This window comes from Candidatus Njordibacter sp. Uisw_058, assembly GCF_047730065.1.
In the GTDB taxonomy this organism is placed as follows: Bacteria; Pseudomonadota; Gammaproteobacteria; order Pseudomonadales; family Balneatricaceae; genus Njordibacter.
Window position 1 is genome coordinate 2,733,802 of sequence record NZ_CP159829.1, and the last position, 21,082, is coordinate 2,754,883.

At 45.2% G+C, this 21,082-nt stretch carries 21 protein-coding genes; 17 read left to right on the forward strand and 4 right to left on the reverse strand.

The genetic code is table 11. The annotated features are described in order from the left end of the window. Positions 1-168 (forward strand): hypothetical protein, encoded by a 168-nt coding sequence (locus ABXT59_RS12850; RefSeq protein WP_443636562.1) that lies wholly within the window; start codon positions 1-3, stop codon positions 166-168. A 405-nt stretch (positions 169-573) separates the two neighbouring features. Here ABXT59_RS12850 and ABXT59_RS12855 read toward each other — a convergent pair whose 3' ends face one another. Further along, on the reverse strand, positions 574-741 hold the full coding sequence (locus ABXT59_RS12855) for a hypothetical protein (protein WP_443636564.1): 168 nt from the start codon (positions 739-741) through the stop codon (positions 574-576). Positions 742-1,048: 307 nt separating this feature from the next. Between ABXT59_RS12855 and ABXT59_RS12860 the strand changes: the two genes are divergently transcribed. Next, complete coding sequence (locus ABXT59_RS12860; RefSeq protein WP_443636566.1) at positions 1,049-2,080, forward strand: YeiH family protein; 1,032 nt, start codon at positions 1,049-1,051, stop codon at positions 2,078-2,080. Between the two features lie 13 nt (positions 2,081-2,093). Here the strand turns inward: ABXT59_RS12860 and ABXT59_RS12865 are convergent, their stop codons facing one another. Further along, positions 2,094-2,840, reverse strand: a complete 747-nt coding sequence (locus ABXT59_RS12865; protein WP_443636567.1) for an AraC family transcriptional regulator — start codon at positions 2,838-2,840, stop codon at positions 2,094-2,096. Between the two features lie 85 nt (positions 2,841-2,925). On the opposite strand from ABXT59_RS12865, the gene ABXT59_RS12870 reads away from it, so the two are divergent. Next, positions 2,926-3,462: a peroxiredoxin-like family protein gene (locus ABXT59_RS12870; protein WP_443636568.1), complete on the forward strand. Its 537-nt coding sequence runs from the start codon at positions 2,926-2,928 to the stop codon at positions 3,460-3,462. Between the two features lie 165 nt (positions 3,463-3,627). Here the strand turns inward: ABXT59_RS12870 and ABXT59_RS12875 are convergent, their stop codons facing one another. After that, positions 3,628-4,047, reverse strand: a complete 420-nt coding sequence (locus ABXT59_RS12875) for a CBS domain-containing protein (RefSeq protein ID WP_443636569.1) — start codon at positions 4,045-4,047, stop codon at positions 3,628-3,630. A gap of 323 nt (positions 4,048-4,370) precedes the next feature. Here ABXT59_RS12875 and ndhC point away from each other — a divergent pair, with 323 nt between their 5' ends. From ndhC to ABXT59_RS12945, 14 genes are all read left to right on the forward strand, one after another. Beyond that, entirely contained in the window at positions 4,371-4,787 is a 417-nt protein-coding gene (ndhC, locus tag ABXT59_RS12880) for an NADH-quinone oxidoreductase subunit A (protein ID WP_443636570.1), read from the forward strand. An 82-nt stretch (positions 4,788-4,869) separates the two neighbouring features. Continuing rightward, positions 4,870-5,508, forward strand: a complete 639-nt coding sequence (locus ABXT59_RS12885) for an NADH-quinone oxidoreductase subunit B (RefSeq protein WP_443636572.1) — start codon at positions 4,870-4,872, stop codon at positions 5,506-5,508. A 5-nt stretch (positions 5,509-5,513) separates the two neighbouring features. Further along, a complete protein-coding gene (gene nuoC, locus ABXT59_RS12890) occupies positions 5,514-7,292 on the forward strand; it encodes an NADH-quinone oxidoreductase subunit C/D (protein WP_443636573.1) in 1,779 nt (592 codons plus the stop codon). Positions 7,293-7,298: 6 nt separating this feature from the next. Continuing rightward, positions 7,299-7,841: an NADH-quinone oxidoreductase subunit NuoE gene (gene nuoE / locus ABXT59_RS12895; protein ID WP_443636574.1), complete on the forward strand. Its 543-nt coding sequence runs from the start codon at positions 7,299-7,301 to the stop codon at positions 7,839-7,841. Then, positions 7,838-9,184, forward strand: coding sequence for an NADH-quinone oxidoreductase subunit NuoF (gene nuoF, locus ABXT59_RS12900; protein ID WP_443636576.1), 1,347 nt, complete (start codon positions 7,838-7,840; stop codon positions 9,182-9,184). Before nuoE ends, nuoF begins: the two co-directional genes overlap by 4 nt. Then, positions 9,181-11,958 (forward strand): NADH-quinone oxidoreductase subunit NuoG, encoded by a 2,778-nt coding sequence (nuoG, locus tag ABXT59_RS12905; RefSeq protein WP_443636578.1) that lies wholly within the window; start codon positions 9,181-9,183, stop codon positions 11,956-11,958. Before nuoF ends, nuoG begins: the two co-directional genes overlap by 4 nt. 1 nt (position 11,959) lies before the next feature. Beyond that, on the forward strand, positions 11,960-12,910 hold the full coding sequence (gene nuoH, locus ABXT59_RS12910) for an NADH-quinone oxidoreductase subunit NuoH (protein ID WP_443636579.1): 951 nt from the start codon (positions 11,960-11,962) through the stop codon (positions 12,908-12,910). A gap of 13 nt (positions 12,911-12,923) precedes the next feature. Continuing rightward, a complete protein-coding gene (gene nuoI, locus ABXT59_RS12915) occupies positions 12,924-13,490 on the forward strand; it encodes an NADH-quinone oxidoreductase subunit NuoI (protein ID WP_443636581.1) in 567 nt (188 codons plus the stop codon). Positions 13,491-13,523: 33 nt separating this feature from the next. Next, positions 13,524-14,078, forward strand: a complete 555-nt coding sequence (gene nuoJ, locus ABXT59_RS12920) for an NADH-quinone oxidoreductase subunit J (protein ID WP_443636582.1) — start codon at positions 13,524-13,526, stop codon at positions 14,076-14,078. Continuing rightward, complete coding sequence (gene nuoK, locus ABXT59_RS12925; protein WP_443636583.1) at positions 14,071-14,379, forward strand: NADH-quinone oxidoreductase subunit NuoK; 309 nt, start codon at positions 14,071-14,073, stop codon at positions 14,377-14,379. The genes nuoJ and nuoK overlap by 8 nt, the downstream gene beginning before the upstream one ends. A gap of 9 nt (positions 14,380-14,388) precedes the next feature. Continuing rightward, the gene (gene nuoL, locus ABXT59_RS12930) at positions 14,389-16,224 is read left to right on the forward strand and encodes an NADH-quinone oxidoreductase subunit L (RefSeq protein WP_443636585.1); all 1,836 of its coding nucleotides are present in this window, start codon (positions 14,389-14,391) and stop codon (positions 16,222-16,224) included. 29 nt (positions 16,225-16,253) lie between these two features. Beyond that, positions 16,254-17,732, forward strand: a complete 1,479-nt coding sequence (locus ABXT59_RS12935; RefSeq protein WP_443636587.1) for a complex I subunit 4 family protein — start codon at positions 16,254-16,256, stop codon at positions 17,730-17,732. 3 nt (positions 17,733-17,735) lie between these two features. Next, a complete protein-coding gene (locus ABXT59_RS12940; RefSeq protein ID WP_443636588.1) occupies positions 17,736-19,205 on the forward strand; it encodes an NADH-quinone oxidoreductase subunit N in 1,470 nt (489 codons plus the stop codon). A gap of 390 nt (positions 19,206-19,595) precedes the next feature. Then, positions 19,596-20,576, forward strand: a complete 981-nt coding sequence (locus tag ABXT59_RS12945) for a GlxA family transcriptional regulator (RefSeq protein WP_443636589.1) — start codon at positions 19,596-19,598, stop codon at positions 20,574-20,576. Between the two features lie 122 nt (positions 20,577-20,698). Here the strand turns inward: ABXT59_RS12945 and ABXT59_RS12950 are convergent, their stop codons facing one another. Next, entirely contained in the window at positions 20,699-21,082 is a 384-nt protein-coding gene (locus ABXT59_RS12950; RefSeq protein WP_443636590.1) for a hypothetical protein, read from the reverse strand.

The window sequence follows — 21,082 nt, forward strand, 5'->3', positions numbered from 1 at the left end:
ATGGCTGGGCCAAGCGAAGCTGGGCGTAACGGCGAAAGTTGGCCTTTTTCTGACGTGTTCGTCAGCTGTAAAATTACCCTAGAAAACTGCGAAACGCCTGTATCTGCGCGTTTTGCAACACCGCTCGCATCTTTATCACGCACTTCTGCGTCTGAACTGTTTAGCTGATTGCCAACAGCAATAAGCTTTCTGACCCGGGGAAGGAGCAATCTGACGAAACACTTCTTTTGGATCCGGATGGATACGTTCTAACGTATTGACCAGATTTTGAATGTGGATGTTTTTATTCAAATGATATGCCCAAAAGCTATGCTGTTATGATTTCTTCATTTGCCACAAGGCTGGTGTGTCTTGTGGCGTTTGTCGCTATTTTGGAAGACGTCGCACGTTACCACAACGGCACTTTCAAACTGTCAGGCAGGTGCGTGGGCTTTTGATTATAGGGAACTACTATTGCTCGATAATGGAAAATAATTTAAACTATTTTACTTACAAAACATGCTGTTTAGTACGGAGGCATATCTAAACGTAACCGTTCATGATTTACTTAAAAAAAGTAGCTCTGGCATGGGCTTAAATGACACGGTAAAGTCCATGATGACTGCCAAAGACCCCTACCTGAGTTGACCAAAGGGACGTAATTTTTTGGCTACTACGTTTGAGTAACTCTTGGCCCCCCATTTCCCCATCTAGCAGTGTAATTTCTGGTAAAAGGATGGCGTCTGCCTTGTCTGCGTTCATGTATCAGATTATCTTACTTTTCTGTAGCTTCGAACATTTTAGAAGAGCCTTATTCTACAATTCAGGAGAGAGGTCTGCAAACAGGTGTGACGTTCTAATATACAAAGTTATTAAAAATAAAGTGTTTTTAAGAAGGCGCCCTTGAGGTTACTGACAGTGCTACAGTTTTCTGAAGGACACACTTTCTTTTAGTTTGTGCAGCGGTGGCTGCCAAAGCGTAATAGTATGTTGTAATTGTTGCATTATCCTAACTTGATTTTACTCGGCTTTAATTGACAGTGTTCTGTTGAAATAATTGGGGTTATAAATGTCTTACTTTAATCGCAGCTTTTATTGGCTAAAAGCCACTCCCATTGGTCAACATTTAACTAAGGTCACATCAGGCTTTTTACTTTGTTTAATGGTTGCCATGTCAGCCAAATTCGTATCAGAGCATTATGGTGGCCCCGTCATTCTGTATGCCTTATTAATGGGCATTGCGCTTAATTATCTATCTACTGAAGGCCGATGTGTTGCAGGTATTGAATTCTGTGCTAAGTCGATATTACGTTTTGGCATCGCCTTACTGGGTGCGCGGATTACCATAGAGCAGCTCATGGGCTTGGGCATTACCCCCATTATCATTGTACTCGTGTCAGTGCCCCTCACTGTGTTGTTTGGTTTCTTTGTAGGGCGCTGGCTCAAACTTGGGCGTGGACAAAGTATTTTAAGTGGATCAGCAGTGGGTATTTGCGGTGCATCTGCGGCACTAGCAGTGGCGGCCGTATTGCCCTACAACAAGGATGCAGAAAAGAATCTTATTTTTACTGTGGTCTGTGTGACCGCCCTAAGTACTTTCGCCATGGTTTCCTATCCTTTAGTTGTAACAGCTTTTGAGTTAGACCCTACTGCCAGTGGTGTCTTTTTAGGTGCCACCATCCATGATGTGGCCCAAGTGGTTGGCGCAGGTTATTTGATGTCGGACGAAATTGGTGATACCGCAACCTTTACCAAACTTTTACGAGTGTCTACTCTTGTACCTGTTGTATTAATTATTGCACTGATTGCTTCTCGATGGGGTAAAACTCCCACCAGTACTGGGCCTTCTGGATTTCCTTTGCCTGTTTTCCTTGTGGCTTTTATAGTGATCGTTAGCATCAATAGTGCTGGATTTATTGCGCTCGAGGTTTCTGAGTTTATGGTTGAAATGTCCCGCTGGTGTCTTATTTTAGCGATGGTAGGATTGGGTATGAAATCATCGTTCAAGGAGTTGGCAGCCATGGGTTGGCGGCCCATCGCTCTCATGGTTGCGGAGACCTTATTTTTGGCTGGGTTGGTACTCATTTGGTTACAGTTTTAAAACCAAGTCCATTTTATGGCGTCTTACGATGAGCTATTGGATGGGTGCCAAACTGTCGTTGAAATGCTCTACCCAGTGCTTCACTAGAACCATAGCCATAACGAGTGGCAATTGCTTGAATTCGGTCACCCCCTTCGATGTCTTGGGATGCCAAAATCATACGCCAATGACGCAAGTAAGATTGGGCGGTTTGGCCTACTCTTTGATTGAATAATTGCGTAAAGCGGCTGGTTGATAAACCTGCCACACCAGCAAGACTCTCATTGTTCCAGAGTTTGCCCGGTGTTTCATGCATACACACAATGGCTTTACTCAATCGACTATCAGCAAGCCCATTAAGAAGTCCGGGTATGCTAGTCCCTATTTCTATCTGCTGGCGTAAAATACTAATCATTAACACTTCACCAAGGCGATTGAGCACCCCACCCACCCCACAGCGTTGGGCTTCACTTTCAGTTTTTAGTAAACGCACCAGCATAGCGAGGTCTGAATCACCCTGGATATTAATTTTGATTATCTCTGGCAGGGTAGCAAAAAGAGGATTGTCGCCTCCACCCCATGTTGTGCGTGCACTAAACATCACACACTCACCCACTAGCTTCAATTTAGGTAAAGGGCTTAAAGGTGACAAGATTATTCGACTTGGGTGCCCCGTTTGTATGTCTTGTAAGATAATGAGGTTAAATGGAGCACCTAAGGCAGGGGTGACCTGTAAGGAAAAACGATGAATCAGGGAAGAAAGCCGGTCAAATTCAGACATATAGTTGTTTTGATCTATTAAATCGTATTTTATTGATCATAATATCAGTTATAGTTAATGACAAATACACTTGAGAGAAGATAATATGTTATTGCCACGCCAAAAAACTCCCAACCTTGAACTTGAAACTCTTGATCATGGAGCCTTTAATCTATCCACTGACATCGCTGAGCTCGGCGTCGTTATCTGTTATTACCGGGGCTTGCATTGTCCCATTTGTGCCAAGCAACTAATGGATCTTCAAAGCCACGTCGATGAATTTGCGAAAAGAGGCGTCACTTGTATTGCAGTCAGTTCAGATGACAAGCAGCGCACTCAACAAATGGCTGATAAGGTGGGCGCAGGCAACCTAAAGTTCGGTTATGGCATGAGTTTAGCTAAAGCTAAAGAATGGGGGCTTTATATTTCTACATCTCGGGGCACAACCTCAATTGGCATCGAAGAACCAGCCTTGTTTTCAGAGCCTGGTTTATTTTTAGTGGGCCCTGATCAATGCCTCTATTATGGGTCTGTGCAAACCATGCCTTTCGCTCGACCTCATTTTGCTGAATTGCTGGGGGCGCTAGATTTTGCCATCACTAATGATTACCCTGCCCGAGGTGAGTATTCTGGTGAGGTTTGATTATCTTTAGGTGAGCCAGAGAACAGACCACTCAAAGAATCACCCGGTTAAGTAGACGTGTAAGCGCATAAAAGAGAGCTTGTTAACCGCTCAGAGACCCTAAATCAGAGGGCGTATCACTTTAAAAAGGGATGTGACCATTTGAAAAAAGTCCGTTAGGGATTACTAATCCTCATTTTTATCATGCACCAGCATCGAATCCTTGAATGCCTGTAGCACACTGCGGCAGCTGATTTGACCAACAAACTGGCCGTCTTTGACTACTGGCATGCGCCGACGCTTATGCTGCATTAATGTTCGAGCTGCCTCGAACAGGGTGGTTTCCACCGGCAGCACATCGACTTTGGTGTGCATTAGATCTCCAATACAGGCGTCACCTTCTTGGTAGTAAGCAATTTGTTCTAATTGACCCAATAGATCTAATTCTGAAATGACCCCCACAACTCGGCCCTCAGCGTCTAACACAGTGCCACCTGTCACTTTACGAATCAACATTTCATGAATGGCATCCATAATATGCGTGGTAGGTGAAAAGGTGAGCGGATTGACCGACATGAAGTCTTTAATATTGATTGAGTTTAACATCTAACAAAGCTCCTCTTTTGAGTTGCTCCCAAAGAATAAACCAATGGTAGTCAGTGCAGTATTACGCCACTTTTTCGCATTAGTCAATTTTAATACCTTGATAGCCAATTTTATTAAATCTCATAAGATATTGTTTTATATTGGTAAATAATATTATCTAAGGGCTAATATTGAATAAGTTGCAAATTATAATTTATTTCTTCTATACTGTTTATTGACTTGAGGGGGTCTGCAATGATGTTTCTTAACTATTTAAATAGCCACTTTTTTGCCCATATATCGATCTATTTTTGTGTCTCTACTTTTGGTGAAAGGCAAACAATATGACCTATGGGGAAGAGTTAATTAGCCACATTTGGCCCTTAGCACTATTTTTGATATTGCTTTGCGGCTTAATATTGATGATGCTCACACTACCCACACTATTGGGTGGGAAAAGAGTATCACGGGCGGTTAATGAGCCCTATGAGTGCGGTATTGTGCCCGTCGGCTCTACCCATTTTCGCATGCCTATTCCCTTTTACTTATTTGCTATTTTTTTCGTTATCTTTGACTTGGAAGTGGTGTTTCTATTTGCTTGGGCTGTGGCCGTTAAAGAAACTGGCTGGCTAGGTTTTAGCGAAGCATTGATCTTTATATTCATTCTGTTTGTGGCGCTCATTTATCTGTGGCGTCTTGGGGCCTTAGATTGGCGCACTGAAAGACAAAAATTCGAATTACTCAACTTGGACGCACGCTAATTGCTGGATTTTTAACTTAGGCTACCAGCACCCATCGTGTATTAAATAATAACCGATTCTGCAAAGAGTCACGGGGGTTGTTATGCCGCAGTTAAAGTCTGGTGCCTATGGTGCTAACCTTATTGCCTCGCAAGATCAGAGTTTTGCACAGTCTGTGGAAGACAGTTTGGTATTGGGCAAGGTCAAAGATTTAGTCGCATGGGGTCAAAGCAATTCCTTGTGGCCATTTAATTTTGGCCTCTCCTGTTGTTATGTAGAAATGGCAACAGCATTTACTTCACGCCATGATATTGGTCGTTTTGGTGCGGAGGTTATCCGTGCTACCCCCCGTCAAGCTGATGTGATGGTGATTTCTGGCACCGTATTTCGAAAAATGGCGCCTGTTATTCAACGCCTCTATGAACAGCTTTTAGAACCTAAATGGATTATATCCATGGGCTCCTGTGCTAACTCAGGAGGGTTATACGACATATATAGTGTGGTACAGGGGGTCGATAAGTTTCTTCCCGTCGATGTGTATGTGCCAGGGTGTCCACCAAGGCCAGAGGCTCTATTGCAAGGGTTAATATTACTGCAAGATGCTATTCGACACGAAAACCGACCTTTAAGCTGGGTACTTGGCCCAGACGGAGTGGAAAAGCCTTCCATGCCTTCGCAACGTGATCTACATACCGAAAAACGCATGCGTATGACCCATTTACCTAATCCAGATCAGGTTTAGTTGCTGTGACTAAGCCCATACTTGAACCCAACCCCCACCCGATGGGTGATGCTAACTTATTACTGTTGCTGCAACACGAGTTTCCACACCCTTTAATTGAACAAAGCACCGCTGATGACATACCTAGTGTATGGGTTGATGCCGCTCATGTAGGCGCACTCCTGCAATATTGTAAGCACGAGTTACGGCCCTGCTATGCCATGTTATATGATCTTAGCGCCATTGATGAACGCGTCCGCAGTCATCGGGAAGGCCAGCCTAAAAGTGATTTTACTGTGGTCTATCAATTATTGAGCCTTACTGGCAACTCCTTTTTACGCATTAAGGTAGCGTTAATGGAGTCAGAATTACACATCGATAGCCAATGCACTTTGTGGCCCAATGCGAATTGGTACGAACGCGAGTGCCATGACATGTTTGGTATTGATTTTGTGGGTCACCCTAATTTATACCCACTTATTATCCCCCCTACTTGGAAAGGCCATCCCCTGCGCAAGGAACATCCAGCCCGCGCTACAGAAATGGAGCCCTTTAGCATCGATGAACAAATGCAAGACGAAGAACAAGAGGCTTTGAGGTTTGTGCCAGAACAATGGGGCATGAAGCGAGAAGGAAAAAATACCGATTATATGTTTCTTAATATGGGCCCTAACCACCCTAGTGTGCACGGTGTGTTTCGCGTTGCTGTGCAGCTTAATGGTGAAGAAGTAGTGGACGCTGTTGCAGACATTGGCTATCACCATCGCGGGGCCGAAAAAATGGGTGAGCGCCAAGCTTGGCACACCTATATGCCTTACACTGACCGCATTGATTACTTGGGTGGAGTCATGAATAACTTACCCTATGTGATGGGGGTCGAGAAGTTAGCAGGCATCAAAGTATCGTCGAGAGTAGAAACCATTCGTGTGATGCTGTGTGAATGTTTTCGCATTCAAAGTCACTTCTTGTTTTTTGGTACCTTTGCCCAAGACATTGGTCAGATGTCACCTATTTTCTATATTTTCACTGACCGAGAGATGTTGTTTGGCATTATTGAGGCCATTACTGGGGGCCGCATGCACCCGAGTTGGTTTCGTATTGGCGGTGTTGCGCAAGACCTACCCCAAGGTTGGGATGTCATGATGCAGGAATTTTTGGCACGCATGCCTAAGCGCTTAGATGAGTACCAAAAATTAGTACTAGATAATCGTATTATCAAACAGCGCACTGTGGGTGTGGGCCGTTACACCAGCGAAGAAGCCATAGACTGGGGCATCACTGGTGGTGGTTTGCGGGCCACAGGCTATGATTGGGATATGCGTAAACGTATGCCCTACAGTGGTTATGAAAACTTTGACTTCGATATTCCCTTGGGAAGTAACGGTGATTGTTATGATAGAGCCATGGTGCGGTTACAGGAAATTCGACAGAGTTTGCGCATTATCCAACAGTGCGTAGACCATATGCCAGAAGGTCCCTACAAAGCAGATCATCCACTGACGACGCCGCCGCCAAAAGAGCGCACCATGCAAGATATTGAAACCTTAATTCACCATTTTGTGCACTCCAGTTGGGGTCCAGCCATACCGGCAGGTGAAGTGTGCTTACCTATTGAAGCGGCCAAAGGCCTAAACAGTTATTACCTCGTCAGTGACGGCAGCACCACTTCCTACCGCACCCGAATTCGCACACCATCCTTTGCCCATTTACAGATGATTCCAACCATGAGTCGTGGCATGATGGTGGCTGACATGATTGCCATTATTGCCAGTATTGACTTTGTTATGGCCGACGTGGACCGTTAAGGAGCAATGATGACCCCAATAATCGCTACCGATGCAGCCTCCCATAAGCCAGATTGGCGGTTGCTTATTGAGCCCCTTAGCGAGCATGAAGAAGCCGCTATTAGTGCCCAAGTACAGCATTATCCCCAGCCCCAAGCAGCCACTATTGAGGCCTTAAAAATTGTTCAAGAGCATCAAGGATGGGTGTCTGACGGTAAGTTGAAGGCCATTGCCAACCGCCTACAAATGAGTCCTGATGAAGTAGAATCTGTGGCCACATTTTACAATAAAATTTATCGTCAGCCGGTGGGAAAAACAGTCATCTCCCTCTGCGATAGTGTCAGTTGTTGGATTATGGGCTATCAAGGTTTAGCCCAATCACTGAGCCAAGAATTACAAATAGCCTTGGGTGAAACCACCGCTGATGGTGCTATAACCCTCCTACCCACTCCCTGCCTAGGGGCGTGCGATCATGCTCCCGTGGCCATGGTAGGGGACCAGCGTGCGCATCAACTTACCCCCACATCTCTTATAGAGTTAGCCCGTCAGGCCCGGGAGCAAAGTCTATGACTGATAATCAAAGTATGCATCAACCCACTAACCTGCCATTAAGCCAACACATTAAAGCTGATGGTAGCGTCACTAGTTTGATGGAGTATCAATCAAACTATGGCTACCAAGGGCTTGCCAAGGCCTTATCTATGACCCCAAGCGAGGTCGTCGATTGGGTTAAAGCAGCCAATCTTAGGGGCCGAGGTGGGGCGGGGTTCTCAGCAGGTTTAAAGTGGAGTTTTGTGCCACCCATAGAGCAATTACCCGGCCAACGCTATGTCATTTGCAATGCAGATGAAATGGAGCCTGGCACTTTTAAAGATCGCTGGTTAATGGAACATGACCCCCATCAGCTGATAGAAGGCTTGGCCATTGCCGCCTATGCAGTGCAAGCCCACACCGCGTTTATTTTTCTGCGGGCTGATTATGACTTATGTGCTGAGCGCCTGCAGTATGCCATGGATGAAGCCCAAGCAGCCGGCTTGCTGGGTGAGCAGATGAATGATGCTGGGTTTCATTTAAACATGCTTTTGCACACGAGTGCGGGTCGCTACATTTGTGGTGAAGAAACAGCCCTGATCAACGCCCTGGAAGGCAAACGTGCACAGCCACGATTTAAACCCCCTTTTCCCCAGGTCAGTGGTTTATTCGGCCGCCCTACGGTGGTCAATAATACTGAAACCTTATGTAATTTGCCCCATATTTTTCATCACGGTATTGATTGGTTTACCAACTTAGGCGTCGGTGATGACAATGGCACAAAAATATATGGGGTCAGTGGTAGGGTTAACAATCCAGGCTGTTGGGAGCTGCCCATTGGAACCAAAGTGGCCGATATTATTACCTTGGCTGGGGGCATGCAGGATGGCGTGGAGTTACGTGGCTTTTTGCCTGGGGGTGGGTCTACGGACTTTTTGACCAAAGATCACTTAGAGCTAGCCATGGACTACGGTACCATCCAACAAGCAGGTAGTCGCATGGGCACGGGGACTATGATTTTACTGGATGACCAAACCTGCGTGGTGGGCATGGTACTTAATTTAATTAGTTTCTTTGCCCAAGAGTCCTGTGGTTGGTGCACGCCGTGTCGCAACGGCTTACCTTTCATTCGACAAATTCTGACTGAACTAGAGGCAGGACGTGGTCAGCAAGAAGACCTTGAGCATTTATTACAACTGTGTGGCTATATTGGTATTGGCAACACTTTTTGTGCCTTAGCACCAGGTGCAGCAGAGCCATTACAAAGTGCTCTAAAATACTTCCGTGAAGATTTTGTGGCCCATATAGAGCAAGGCGCATGTCCGCATGGCAACTCACCTAAGGCGGATGTTGAATTAGTAAAGGAGATCCATACTCTATGAATGCTACAACAGACGAACTGGTCACTATCTATGTTGAAGACTTAGCCTATCAAGTAAAGACTGGGGGTAATTTGTTAGAAGCCTGTCTTGGTTTAGCGAAGGATTTGCCTTATTTTTGCTGGCATCCAGCCTTAGGCTCTGTGGGCTCTTGTCGCCAGTGTGCAGTGCAGCTGTATCAAAATGAAGAGGATCAACATGGTCGGATGGTCATGGCCTGTATGACACCAATCGCTGAAGGCATGCGCGTAAGCCTCTCTGCACCTATGGCCAGCCAGTTTCGTCAACAATGTATCGAAGTGACCATGGCCAACCACCCCCACGATTGCCCTGTTTGCGAGGAAGGTGGCGAATGCCATTTGCAAGACATGACATTACAATCAGGACACACTCAAAGGCGCTATAAAGGCGACAAAAAGACCTATAATAATCAAGATTTAGGGCCCTGTGTTGGCCATGAAATGAACCGATGTATTGGTTGCTTTCGTTGTGTTCGATTTTATCAAGATTATGCGGGTGGTGATGATTTAGTAGCGCTTGGCAGCAGTGAAAATATGTATTTTGGGCGCCATGAAGACGGGTGTTTAACCAGTCATTTTAGTGGCAACTTGGCAGAAGTCTGTCCTACGGGGGTGTTCTACGACAAGGTTGTGAGTGATAGCTATACACGTAAATGGGATTTACAGTCGGCTCCAAGTATTTGCAGTCACTGCAGCTTAGGCTGTAATTTGTCAGTAGGTGAACGCCAAGGGCGAGTAAAACGGGTCACTAATCGCTACCATAATCAGGTGAATGGGTATTTTATCTGTGATAAAGGGCGCTATGGCTTTGCCCATAGCAATAGCGAAAAAATGTTGTATCAAGCCCAAGTTAAACCCTTGGACGAGAGTGAAAAAATCACCTGTGATAGTGCTGATGGGCTAGATTATGTGGCTCAAATCATCAATGAATTAGGGCCTGAAAATGTTTTTGGTTTAGGTTCACCAAAGGCCTCTGTCGAAGAGAATTTCAGCTTGCAGAGTTTAGTGGGTAAGACTAATTTCTATGCGGGTCAAAGTGACGTGCAAGGGGTTATCCAAGCTCAAGTGCTGCATCAATTGAACCAAGCAGATATCCATAGCCCTAGCCTAAAACAAATTGAACAGGCCGATGCTATTATTATACTCGGCGAAGATCTGTTACATACAGCGCCACGTATGGCCATGAGCGTACGTCAAGCCAGTCGCAATCTGGGCTTTACTAAAGCGGCAGCCATTGGTATTCCCAAGTGGCAAGATGAGCCCGTGCGCATTCATGCCCAAAACCAGCTCAGTCCCATTATTAGTATTACTAGTGCCACCACTGATTTAGACGACATTAGCAGTCAGTGTTTACAATTGACCCCCCATCAAATGTGTGACTATGCAAAGACCCTGACCAGGGCTATTGACGGACAGCTTGATATGGCGAAATTACCCACTAAAATGCGGGATCAAGTGCAACAAAGTTTAATCTTGCTGACGGGGGCCAAACGCCCTTTAGTGATCAGTGGGGCTAGCAGTCAAAGTTCAGAGTTAATTGACACAGCGGCCCAATTGGCTTTGGCTTTGGGTCGTCAGAGTAATCAAAAAGCTTGGCTCAGTTATTGTTTAGAAGCCGCCAACAGTATGGGTTTAGGCCTACTCAATAAAGACGCAAAACACATGGGTGACTTAAACCTGCGCTTGCAGCAACAGACCAAGGCCAGTGCTCTCATTGTTTTACAAACAGATCTTTTTGCCCTCTCTACGAAGGCGGCTACTATGTGTGAGTCTGTGCGACATTTGATTGTGGTGGATCATTTGCCAAATCCCACCAGCGACCAAGCTGATGTCGTTATAGCCTGTGCTAATGGGTTTGAAACTGAAGGCACTTATGTCAATAATGAAGGCCGTGCACAACGCTTTTTTGCAGTCCACGATACGCCTGGAAGGCCGGATGCTTGGCGTAGTTTGGCTAATTTAGCCCGTATGCTAAGTCAAACTGAAGGCTGCAGTTCCACTGTGACTCAACTGGCCAATTGCACTAACTTTGATCACCTGTGCGATTTAGTAGGCCAACAAGGTGGCTTTTTTACTGATTGGTGTGATGTCGCACCCAATGCTGGTTTCAGAGTGGCTGGCATGAAAATTCCACGCCAAAGTCATCGAGCATCAGGTAGAACTAGCCTTTATGCCCATAAAAGTGTCAGCGAAGCCAAGCAGCCAGAGGACTTCGATTCTGCCTTAGCCTTCACCATGGAAGGCACAACCATCAACACACCTAGTGCTCTGATACCACAAGTATGGAGTCCCGGCTGGAATTCCAATGAGGCCATTAACAAATTTCAACAAGAGATTAATGGGCCTTTAAAAGGCGGTGAAGCTGGCTTAAGGCTATTTGATAACCACCACAGATTGCCTTCGGCACCTAACACACTTATCCCCAGCATTAGTATTGAGGTGGGTCAAATACTGGCCCACAGTCAAAGTTTTTTGTTCGGCAGTGACCAAGCCAGCCATTTAAGTTCAGCCCTAAGAAAGCGGAGTGGTGCACCCAGCGCTCGCATCCATCCTGATACTGCCATAAAAATGGGTTTGGCAGGGGTATCTGCAGTGTGTGTTGAATTAGCACAAGCACAATGGCACTTACCCCTAACCCGAGATGCGTCAATGGCCAAGGAGTTGCTACTGTTGCCTAACCATTATCAAGCACCTATTAATGTTGGGCATTTACCCGCAGCAGTGAACATAAGCCCCCTAAAACAGGAGGCCCCCTAATATGACTGCCATTGTTAATAACTTACTTAATGTGGTGCTTATCCTCGTATGTGTAGTGTTTGGGGCAGCCTTGCTTACGTGGCTTGAACGACGCTTACTTGGCATGTGGCAAGATCGCTGTGGCCCCAACCGTGTCGGTCCTTTTGGGACTTTGCAAATTGCTGCGGACATGATTAAGTTGTTGATGAAACAAGATTGGGTGCCACCTTTTGCAGACCGGAAAATTTTTATTATTGCTCCAGCCTTCGCCATGTTTGTAGTCGTGGCGGCATTCGCAGTCATCCCTATGGCACCAGGTGTGGGTGTAGTAGATTTGAATATTGGTTTATTATTTTTTCTTGCTATGACCTCTTTAGGCGTTTATGCGGTTATGTTTGGTGCTTATGCGTCAGACAACAAATACGCCATGCTGGGGGGTTTGCGAGCTGCAGCACAAATGGTCAGCTATGAAGTGTTTATGGGTTTATCACTCATGGGTGTGGTCATGCTGGCGGGAACCTTTAACTTACGTGAGCTAGTGTTAGCACAAGCTGATGGTTGGTTCATTGGTCCACAAATTGTGGGTTTTTTCATCTTTTTTATGGCAGGTATTGCCGAAAGTCATCGTACCCCTTTTGACTTGCCAGAAGCTGAACATGAGCTTACTGCAGGTTTTCATACAGAATACTCAGGCATGAAGTTTGCCATGTTTTTTATTGGTGAATACGTCAGTGTGCTCATGAGTGCAGCAATGATTACGGTGTTGTTTTTGGGTGGCTGGTTGGGCCCAGCTTGGTTGCCGCCCTTGATGTGGTTTTTGTTAAAAACCATGGCTTTAGTATTGTTAATGATTTTAATTAGGGGCTCATTACCAAGACCTCGATATGATCAATTGATGACTTTTGGCTGGAAATTCATGTTGCCATTAGCCCTTCTCAACTTGCTTATTACTGGTGCATTAATACTTATTTAAGAGGCCATATTATATGAAACACAGGACAGGTCTTGGCTACTTTGGTTATATTGTCTGGGATTACTTTTACAGCAATATTGTGACCCTAGTAAAGGTAGCCTCCCATACTTTCACTAAAGCGGATACGGTTCAGTATCCAGAGCAAATGCCCTATCTGGCACCCCGGTTTAGAGGTCGCATTGTGCTCACTAGAGATCCCACCGGAGAAGAACGCTGTGTCGCTTGTAACTTATGCGCCAGCGCCTGCCCAACAGATTGTATCTCGTTACAAAAAACGGAAGATGATAGTGGCCGCTGGTCAGCTGAATATTTCCGCATTAATTTCTCGCGTTGCGTGTTTTGTGGCTTATGTGAAGAAGCTTGCCCAACCTATGCCATTCAACTAACACAAGACTTTGAACTGGCTGAGTATGAACGGCAAAATATGGTCTACGAAAAACAACATTTACTCATCGATGGACCTGGCAAGCACCCAGATTATAGTTTTTATGAAATGTGTGGCAAGGCTGTATCAGGTCGTGCTAAAGGTGCAGGTATTCAAGAAGCAGAACCAGTCAATCTAAAGAGTTTGTTGCCATAAACCTAAATTAGCTTACCTACGAGGAGCAGGAGCATGATCTGGACCTACCTCTACAACATTGTGTTTTATGCGAGTTGTGGGGTCACTGTAGTGGCCACTATCCTCATGATCACGCGCCATAATGCCGTGCACGCCCTGCTATACCTAATCATTTCATCCTTATCATTGGCGATTATTTTTTACCTTTTAGGCGCCGCATTTGCAGCCGCCTTAGAGGTCATTGTTTATGCAGGTGCAGTAATGATTCTATTTGTTTTCGTCGTCATGATGCTCAATCAAGGCCAACGTTCTGCGGCCCAAGAAGCTGCTTGGCTGCCTGCTAGAGGCTGGATTTTACCTGTTATCTTGGCTGCAGTCTTACTCACCTTACTATTACTAGGCATGTATAGTGAACAACCTTTGCAACCCTATGGGGTCAATGGTATCGCTGTTAAAGATGTGGGCATAGCTCTATTTGGCCCTTATGTACTGGTGGTGGAATTGGCATCATTTTTACTTTTGGCTGGCCTTGTTGGGGCCTTTCATATTGCACGTAAAATGCCTACAAACATACATTCGAGCAACGTGGAGGAGGCCGACAATGGATAGCCAATACATCGATCACGCTCTGGTGTTAGCTGGGATTTTGTTTTGCCTTGGTCTGGTGGGAGTCATGGTTAGGCGTAACCTAATATTTATTATGATTTCCATTGAGGTCATGCTCAATGCTTCAGGCTTGGCTTTTATTGCTGCCGGTTCTGCTTGGGGTCAAACCGAAGGGCAAATTATGTTTCTTGCGGTAATGACCTTGGGGGCGGCCGAGGTTGCCGTGGGTTTGGGCCTGACTTTGTTACTGTTTCGTCACTATAACAGTGTCAATGTAGATCAATTGAATCAGTTACGAGGCTAGGAGAACTTGATGCAACAATTGTGGCTCATCCCCAGCTTACCCTTAATGGGTTTTTTGCTGCTTGTATTAGGGCATGGCCGCTGCAGTCGTTCATTAGCCAGACTTGTGGGTGTGGGATCTGTGGCTATGGCGGCCTTGGTCACCATATGGGTAACCCTTGATTTTTATAGCCTGGGTGCCACCCAAACTTATCAAGTGGAACTTTGGCCTTGGTTTAGAGCTGGCGTGTTTGAAGTGAGCTTTGGACTCTATTTAGACGGCCTAGCATTAAGTATGTTGTTGGTAATTACAGGTGTGGGCAGCTTGATTCATTGGTATGCCTCAGGCTATATGTGGCAAGATCCAGATTATCAGCGCTTTTTTGCCTATATGAACCTGTTTGTTGCAGCCATGTTAGTGCTGGTATTAGCAGATAATCTAGTGCTGTTGTTTTTGGGCTGGGAAGGGGTGGGCTTGTGTAGCTTTTTGCTCATTGGTTTCTGGCACCGGGATCCTGCGAATGGCTACGCTGCCCGCAAAGCTTTTGTGGTGACCCGGGTGGGTGATACCGCTTTTGCCATTGGACTGTTCTTATTATATCGTGAACTAGGCACCTTAGATTTACCCACCATTATGGCGTTAGCGCCTGAAATGTTTGACCTGGGGGGCAACCGCCCTAATCTCATAGCTGCTCTTTTATTGGCCGGCGCTTTAGGTAAATCAGCCCAGCTTCCTTTGCATACCTGGTTACCTGATGCTATGGCAGGCCCTACACCTGTGAGTGCATTAATCCACGCAGCCACCATGGTAACCGCCGGGGTTTATCTCATCGCTCGTAATCATAGTATATTTTTGCAAGCACCCAATGTCTTGTTAGCAGTAGCATTCATTGGGCTTTTTACCTTATTAGTCTCTGGTTTTGCAGCCCTTAATCAAACTGACATCAAACGTGTCTTAGCCTATTCAACCATGAGCCAAATAGGGTACATGTTTTTTGCCTTGGGAGTAGGTGCTTGGAGTGAGAGCATCTTTCATTTGATGACCCATGCGATCTTTAAGGCCTTGTTATTCTTGACTGCGGGTTCAATTATCCTCGCCCTACATCATGAACAAGATATCCGCTCTATGGGAGGCTTACGGCGTCAATTACCCATACCTTTTTGGTGTTTTGTCATTGGCAGTGCCTGTTTGGTGGCCCTGCCACCAACCTCAGGCTTCTTCAGTAAGGAAGCGATTCTTAATACCAGTTGGCAATTACCTGGGTATGGCCCTTGGCTCTGGGCAGGGGGCGTTTTAGGCGCATTCATCACAGCTATTTATACTTTTCGGCTCTTATTTTTGGTATTTTTTGGCCCTCAAAAAGTTCAACCACAGGAACCAAAAGGCTGGCAATTCCACCCACCATTAATAATCTTAGCCACCCTTTCTTTAGGGGCAGGTTGGTTTGTGCTTCCATCACAGGGGGCATTGCCGCCTTCGCCTTCGGGCCACCCACCCGTATGGACCTTGGTAGTAGCTATTGGCTTACCATTATTAGGCATTGGCATTGCTTATCAGGTGTATGTGCGACAACAGTGGCAGGGATTGCGAGTAGCACAATGGCCCTTATTACGTCAATTTTTTCTACAAGGATGGGGCTTCGATGGTCTCTACCAACGCTTATTTTTAACCCCATTCACAACATTAGCGCAGCTCAACCGCAAGGACATTGTTGATCAGTTGCCCGCACGAGTGGTGCATTTAAGTCTGGCGTTACACAAAACTTTTAGCCAATTACAAAATGGCCAACTGCGCTTTTATATTACAACGTTAGCCTGTGCTGCCATCATTATTTTGGCATCCACACTAGTCATTCAGGTGTTATAGATGAAAAAGGCCATAGGAGACTAAACACTATGCAACTACTTGGCATCATCATTAGCCTTTTAGGTGGTGGCGTATTGAGCCTAATAGTCGGGCGCCAATCTGCAAGCGCTAGTCGTTGGCTTAGTCTGGTGAGTTTGTTGGTAGCCAGTATGTTTTATATCAGCCTGTGGCTCGATAGTGAAGATCCACTCGCCACTTCGATCTGGCTACAACATGCAAATTGGCTGTGGATTGAGCGTTTTGGTATCCATGTGTTACTTGCTACCGACGGTTTAAGCCTAATTCTTATTGGTTTAACTTTGTTGCTAGGCTATGTAGCCCTCCTCTCTGCTTGGCATGAGATAAATCACCGTTGCGGCCTATTTTATCTAAACTTCCTATTTACCTTAGCTGGAGTAGTCGGCGTATTTAGCGCCCTAGATTTGTTTCTCTTTTTTGTGTTTTGGGAAGTTATGCTGGTGCCCATGTTCCTTATTATCGCTATTTGGGGTCACGAAGGGCGACGTTATGCCGCCACTAAATTTTTTATCTACACTCAAGCCAGTAGTTTGTTGATGTTGGCTGCCATGGTGGGTTTAGTGTTATTAAACCAGCAACAAACTGGCATCTTTAGTTTTTCTTGGTTTAGGTTAATCCAAACTGACACTAGTGGTGCCCTAGGCATGTGGTTAATGCTTGGCTTCTATGTGGCTTTCTTAGTTAAGTTACCAGGTTTGCCTGTGCACAGTTGGCTACCTGATGCCCATACCCAAGCACCCACGCCAGGTAGTATCTTGTTAGCTGGTATTTTATTAAAAACGGGGGCCTATGGTCTGTTGCGCTTTGTATGGCCTTTGTTTCCAGATGCAGCCTTAACTTTTGCACCTTTCGCTATGGGTTTGGGTGTATTAAGTGTGCTCTATGGCGCCAAATTAGCCTTTGCCCAAGATGACCTTAAGCGACTTATTGCCTATACCTCCATTAGCCATATGGGCTTTATTAGTTTGGGAATATTTGCCTGGAATCACCTGAGCTTGCAAGGTACTGTCATGCAAATAGTGGGTCATGGACTAAGTTCTGCCGGATTGTTTGCCATTGCTGGATTATTGCAGCAACGCCTGCACACACGTGATTTAAATCAAATGGGTGGTCTGTGGGGTCAATTACCAAAGCTCTCTGCCTTAACTATGTTATTTGCTGCAGCAGCCCTTGGACTGCCTGGGTTAGCGAATTTCATTGGTGAATTTATGGTCTTGTTAGGCGTATTCCAAGTGCAACCATGGGCAGCCTCTTTATCAGCTTTGGGCATGATCCTTGCACCTGTGTACGCTCTACTCATTTTGCAAAAAGGGTTTTTTGGTGCACCGGCACAGGGCCAGCGGGAAGTTTTGGACCTCAATTTACGGGAACTTGTGATGCTGGGAATATTAGCCCTAGGACTCATATTATTGGGTTTTTGGCCTAATTTAATATTTAACATCAGTGCCGCACCAGTTGACTATCTACTGTATTTAGGTAAGGGAGGTTAGCCCATGAACTGGCTCGAACTAACATCACTCATGCCATTGTTATTGGTGGCTTCCATCAGTGTCATTTTGTTGCTGTTAATTGCCTTCGTGCGCGACCACAAACTCACCTGCTGGGTAACCTGTATCATGTTCGTCATGGCTGCCTACTGGGCCTTGACAGAGATGGGTAATACAGCGCAACAAGTCACGCCTTTATTAATCATGGATGATTTTAGCCGCCTTCTCATTGGGGTGGTGTTGCTGGTCAGTTTGGCTTGTGCATGGATGTCTTATGCCTATTTAGAAGCGGCAGATGAAATCCGTGAAGAGTATTATGTTTTATTATCCCTAGCCGCTTTGGGAGCCTGTGTGCTGGTAGCCAGTAATCATTTTGCCAGTATGTTTATTGGCCTCGAACTCATGAGTGTTTCCCTGTTTGCTATGGTCGGATATATGGCCCACAGTAAACAACAAGCCCATATGACTCTAGAGGCTGGTGTCAAGTACATGGTGCTATCGGGGGTGTCCTCAAGTTTCTTATTGTTTGGCGTAGCACTGATATACGCCTATGCAGGTAACTTAACCATCGACCTCGTCGTTTCTGCTGATGGCCCTCGACTGCACTCAGGTTACTTAGAGATAGGCGCTGCTTTGCTGCTCGTGGGTGTTGCGTTTAAGATGTCTTGGATGCCATTTCATATGTGGACACCAGATGTATACCAAGGCGCCCCCGCACCTGTTACCAGCTTTTTAGCGAGCGCTGTTAAGGTGGCGGTGTTTGCTTTTGCCATGCGCTGGTTAATGATGGCCCAAGGGGATTATTTAACCTTGTTACTTTTAGGGCTGACCATAATGGCAGCACTTTCTATGGTTGTGGGTAACCTATTGGCTTTGCGGCAAGACAATTTAAAACGCCTGTTGGGTTACTCAAGTATTGCCCACATGGGATACGTTATTATTACCCTAGCTGCCACTGCAACCCTTGGGCCTGATAGTATATCAACCGCTCTTGAGGGGGCTGCGGTCTACCTCATCACCTACGCCAGTATGACTATGTTAGCCTTTGCCGTTATAAGCCAACTGGCCTCCAAGGACCAGCGTTTTGAAAGTGGTACTTTGATACATTATTCAGGTCTTCTATTTCAGCAACCATGGTTAGCTAGTGCCTTAATATTGGCCATGCTGGCACTTGCTGGCATGCCTTTAACGGCAGGTTTTATTGGTAAATATTATTTAGTTCTGGTGGCGGTAGAAAGTGAACTCTGGCTGTTATTGAGTTTACTCATACTGGGTAGCGCCCTCGGGTTATATTATTATTTAAGAGTCATATTGGTACTGTGTAAAACTGCTGTCGATGATCAACCCATTGATCATAGAATCATGGTTTTTAGTGGTGGTGAAAAACTACTTTTATTACTGCTCGTGTTGGCCACCCTGTGGTTAGGAATTTACCCAACACCTGTGATTGAATGGGTGCAATTAGCCATTGCCTAATGGGTCGCTGCCAGAGCCAAACATCAAGGTTATCTTAAGCTTGTAAAACCGCGCCAAGGCCCAGTTATTAATCCAGTTATTAATCCAGTTATTAATCCAGTTATTATTAATTTTTAGGTGCATTACTGTTGGCTCATTCCCAATATATAGGGGGGTAGCTTTTGGCCACTATACTCAATTTTTACCTAGGTAATTGTTCATTATGTTGTAATTTAATACATATACTTTGGTTTAAATATTATTGTTTATAAGAATTGTTAACTTGTTTATATTATTATCCCATAGCGACAATCTATGGCGAAATATATTGTGAAAACGACAATTTAGGCTTAACATGACTGAATAATCAAAATAAAATTTTCTAAAATCTAATTTATTAAGTGTACTTTTATGTCGCTAAATATTGATACTAATAAATCTTGGGAACTAGGGGTTCTATTAATTCCTGGTTATAATTTGGCTGAAATGAGCCATATTATTGAGCCTTTAAAAGTGGCTAACCATAGCCTCGGTCATGCCCTTTATGAATGGAAATTATTTTCATTAGAAGGGGGACCTCTTGTGTCTTCATGTGGCATACAGGTGCACACATTACCCTTAACTTCTGGCCCAATCTTAGAACAGCTTGATGCCTTGGTTATTTGTGCCAGTCACGAGGTTTATCAACTGCCTCTAAAAAGCTTTATTAAGCCCTTGAAGCAACTAGGTGATAATAATACCATGCTAGGTGGCGTTGGCACTGGAGCTTACTACCTTTACCGTGCAGGCCTGCTGGACGACTGTCGATGGACGATTGATCATCGCCATTTAGGGGATTTACGCCATCAGGGTGCGACTCCCAACCGAGCCATCTTTAACGTAAACAATAACCGTTTCACTTGCCAAGGTGGCAGTACAAGCCTAGATATGATGCTGCACATCATCCACCTTCATCATGGCAAATCGTTGGCGATTACTGTCGCAGAGGAAATGAATTGTGGAGTTTTGCGCACGCCAAAAGAACATCGATTAGATAATAAAATAAGCCCTTACGGCTGGCCTAACTCTTTACAACAAGTGGCATCATTAATGGAAAACAACATTGATGAACCCTTAAGCCTTTCTGAAATTAGTGGCTATGCAGGCTTAGGAAAACGTCAAATTCAGCGCCTATTCAAAGTATACATTGGTATTTCCCCAAGCATCTATTATCTAGAAAAACGTCTTAATCATGCGCACAAGTTACTATTCGAATCTGAGTTAACGGTTGAAAAAATAGCCATACTCAGTGGTTTCTCCTCTTTACCCAGTTTTTATAAGTGTTATAAAAAGCGCTTTGGGTTACCCCCATTGAAAGCTCGCCACCAAAAAGCATTAATGTGGTCGGCTTAAGACATTAGATTATTAATGCTACCTTTTATGGCGATGGCATAAAACGACACGCAAAAAAAGCCCAGCAATCGCTGGGCTTTTTTGACCTAAAGACTTGGGGCACTCGCCCCAAGCTAAGGCCATTAGAACTTTGCGTAAGCTTCGCGCAACTGCACCATAGGATGATTTTCAGACATCTGGAACTTTACTAACAATTCACGCGCAATCATGTCACGGTCTTGTTGGTTGTCCGGCAAATCGATGTCTTCTGGAATCGTAACCCAGCCGTTGATGTTACGGTCAAAAACAGCAGCGCTATTCTCTTCGTAACCCATATGCACGTCCTCCAACCAGTTAAGGTCGGACCAGTTCATTTTAACCATATATTCCCTGAGGTATGGCGTGCAATGATCCATGTCAGGTACCAAGTTCACGTCGTAACGATAACCAATGGTCTGACCAATCATCTTCTCACGATCTGTATCCAGACCGTCTGTCGTTAAATAATGATCTACATCTTTTGACAT

What these genes read in the sequence shown, in the direction of transcription:
- ABXT59_RS12850 (WP_443636562.1), top strand. Translation starts at nt 1, where the DNA reads ATGGCTGGGCCAAGCGAAGCTGGGCGTAACGGCGAAAGTTGGCCTTTT.
- ABXT59_RS12855 (WP_443636564.1), bottom strand. Translation starts at nt 741, where the DNA reads ATGAACGCAGACAAGGCAGACGCCATCCTTTTACCAGAAATTACACTG.
- ABXT59_RS12860 (WP_443636566.1), top strand. Translation starts at nt 1,049, where the DNA reads ATGTCTTACTTTAATCGCAGCTTTTATTGGCTAAAAGCCACTCCCATT.
- ABXT59_RS12865 (WP_443636567.1), bottom strand. Translation starts at nt 2,840, where the DNA reads ATGTCTGAATTTGACCGGCTTTCTTCCCTGATTCATCGTTTTTCCTTA.
- ABXT59_RS12870 (WP_443636568.1), top strand. Translation starts at nt 2,926, where the DNA reads ATGTTATTGCCACGCCAAAAAACTCCCAACCTTGAACTTGAAACTCTT.
- ABXT59_RS12875 (WP_443636569.1), bottom strand. Translation starts at nt 4,047, where the DNA reads ATGTTAAACTCAATCAATATTAAAGACTTCATGTCGGTCAATCCGCTC.
- ndhC (WP_443636570.1), top strand. Translation starts at nt 4,371, where the DNA reads ATGACCTATGGGGAAGAGTTAATTAGCCACATTTGGCCCTTAGCACTA.
- ABXT59_RS12885 (WP_443636572.1), top strand. Translation starts at nt 4,870, where the DNA reads ATGCCGCAGTTAAAGTCTGGTGCCTATGGTGCTAACCTTATTGCCTCG.
- nuoE (WP_443636574.1), top strand. Translation starts at nt 7,299, where the DNA reads ATGATGACCCCAATAATCGCTACCGATGCAGCCTCCCATAAGCCAGAT.
- nuoF (WP_443636576.1), top strand. Translation starts at nt 7,838, where the DNA reads ATGACTGATAATCAAAGTATGCATCAACCCACTAACCTGCCATTAAGC.
- nuoG (WP_443636578.1), top strand. Translation starts at nt 9,181, where the DNA reads ATGAATGCTACAACAGACGAACTGGTCACTATCTATGTTGAAGACTTA.
- nuoH (WP_443636579.1), top strand. Translation starts at nt 11,960, where the DNA reads ATGACTGCCATTGTTAATAACTTACTTAATGTGGTGCTTATCCTCGTA.
- nuoI (WP_443636581.1), top strand. Translation starts at nt 12,924, where the DNA reads ATGAAACACAGGACAGGTCTTGGCTACTTTGGTTATATTGTCTGGGAT.
- nuoJ (WP_443636582.1), top strand. Translation starts at nt 13,524, where the DNA reads ATGATCTGGACCTACCTCTACAACATTGTGTTTTATGCGAGTTGTGGG.
- nuoK (WP_443636583.1), top strand. Translation starts at nt 14,071, where the DNA reads ATGGATAGCCAATACATCGATCACGCTCTGGTGTTAGCTGGGATTTTG.
- nuoL (WP_443636585.1), top strand. Translation starts at nt 14,389, where the DNA reads ATGCAACAATTGTGGCTCATCCCCAGCTTACCCTTAATGGGTTTTTTG.
- ABXT59_RS12935 (WP_443636587.1), top strand. Translation starts at nt 16,254, where the DNA reads ATGCAACTACTTGGCATCATCATTAGCCTTTTAGGTGGTGGCGTATTG.
- ABXT59_RS12940 (WP_443636588.1), top strand. Translation starts at nt 17,736, where the DNA reads ATGAACTGGCTCGAACTAACATCACTCATGCCATTGTTATTGGTGGCT.
- ABXT59_RS12945 (WP_443636589.1), top strand. Translation starts at nt 19,596, where the DNA reads ATGTCGCTAAATATTGATACTAATAAATCTTGGGAACTAGGGGTTCTA.
- ABXT59_RS12950 (WP_443636590.1), bottom strand. Translation starts at nt 21,082, where the DNA reads ATGTCAAAAGATGTAGATCATTATTTAACGACAGACGGTCTGGATACA.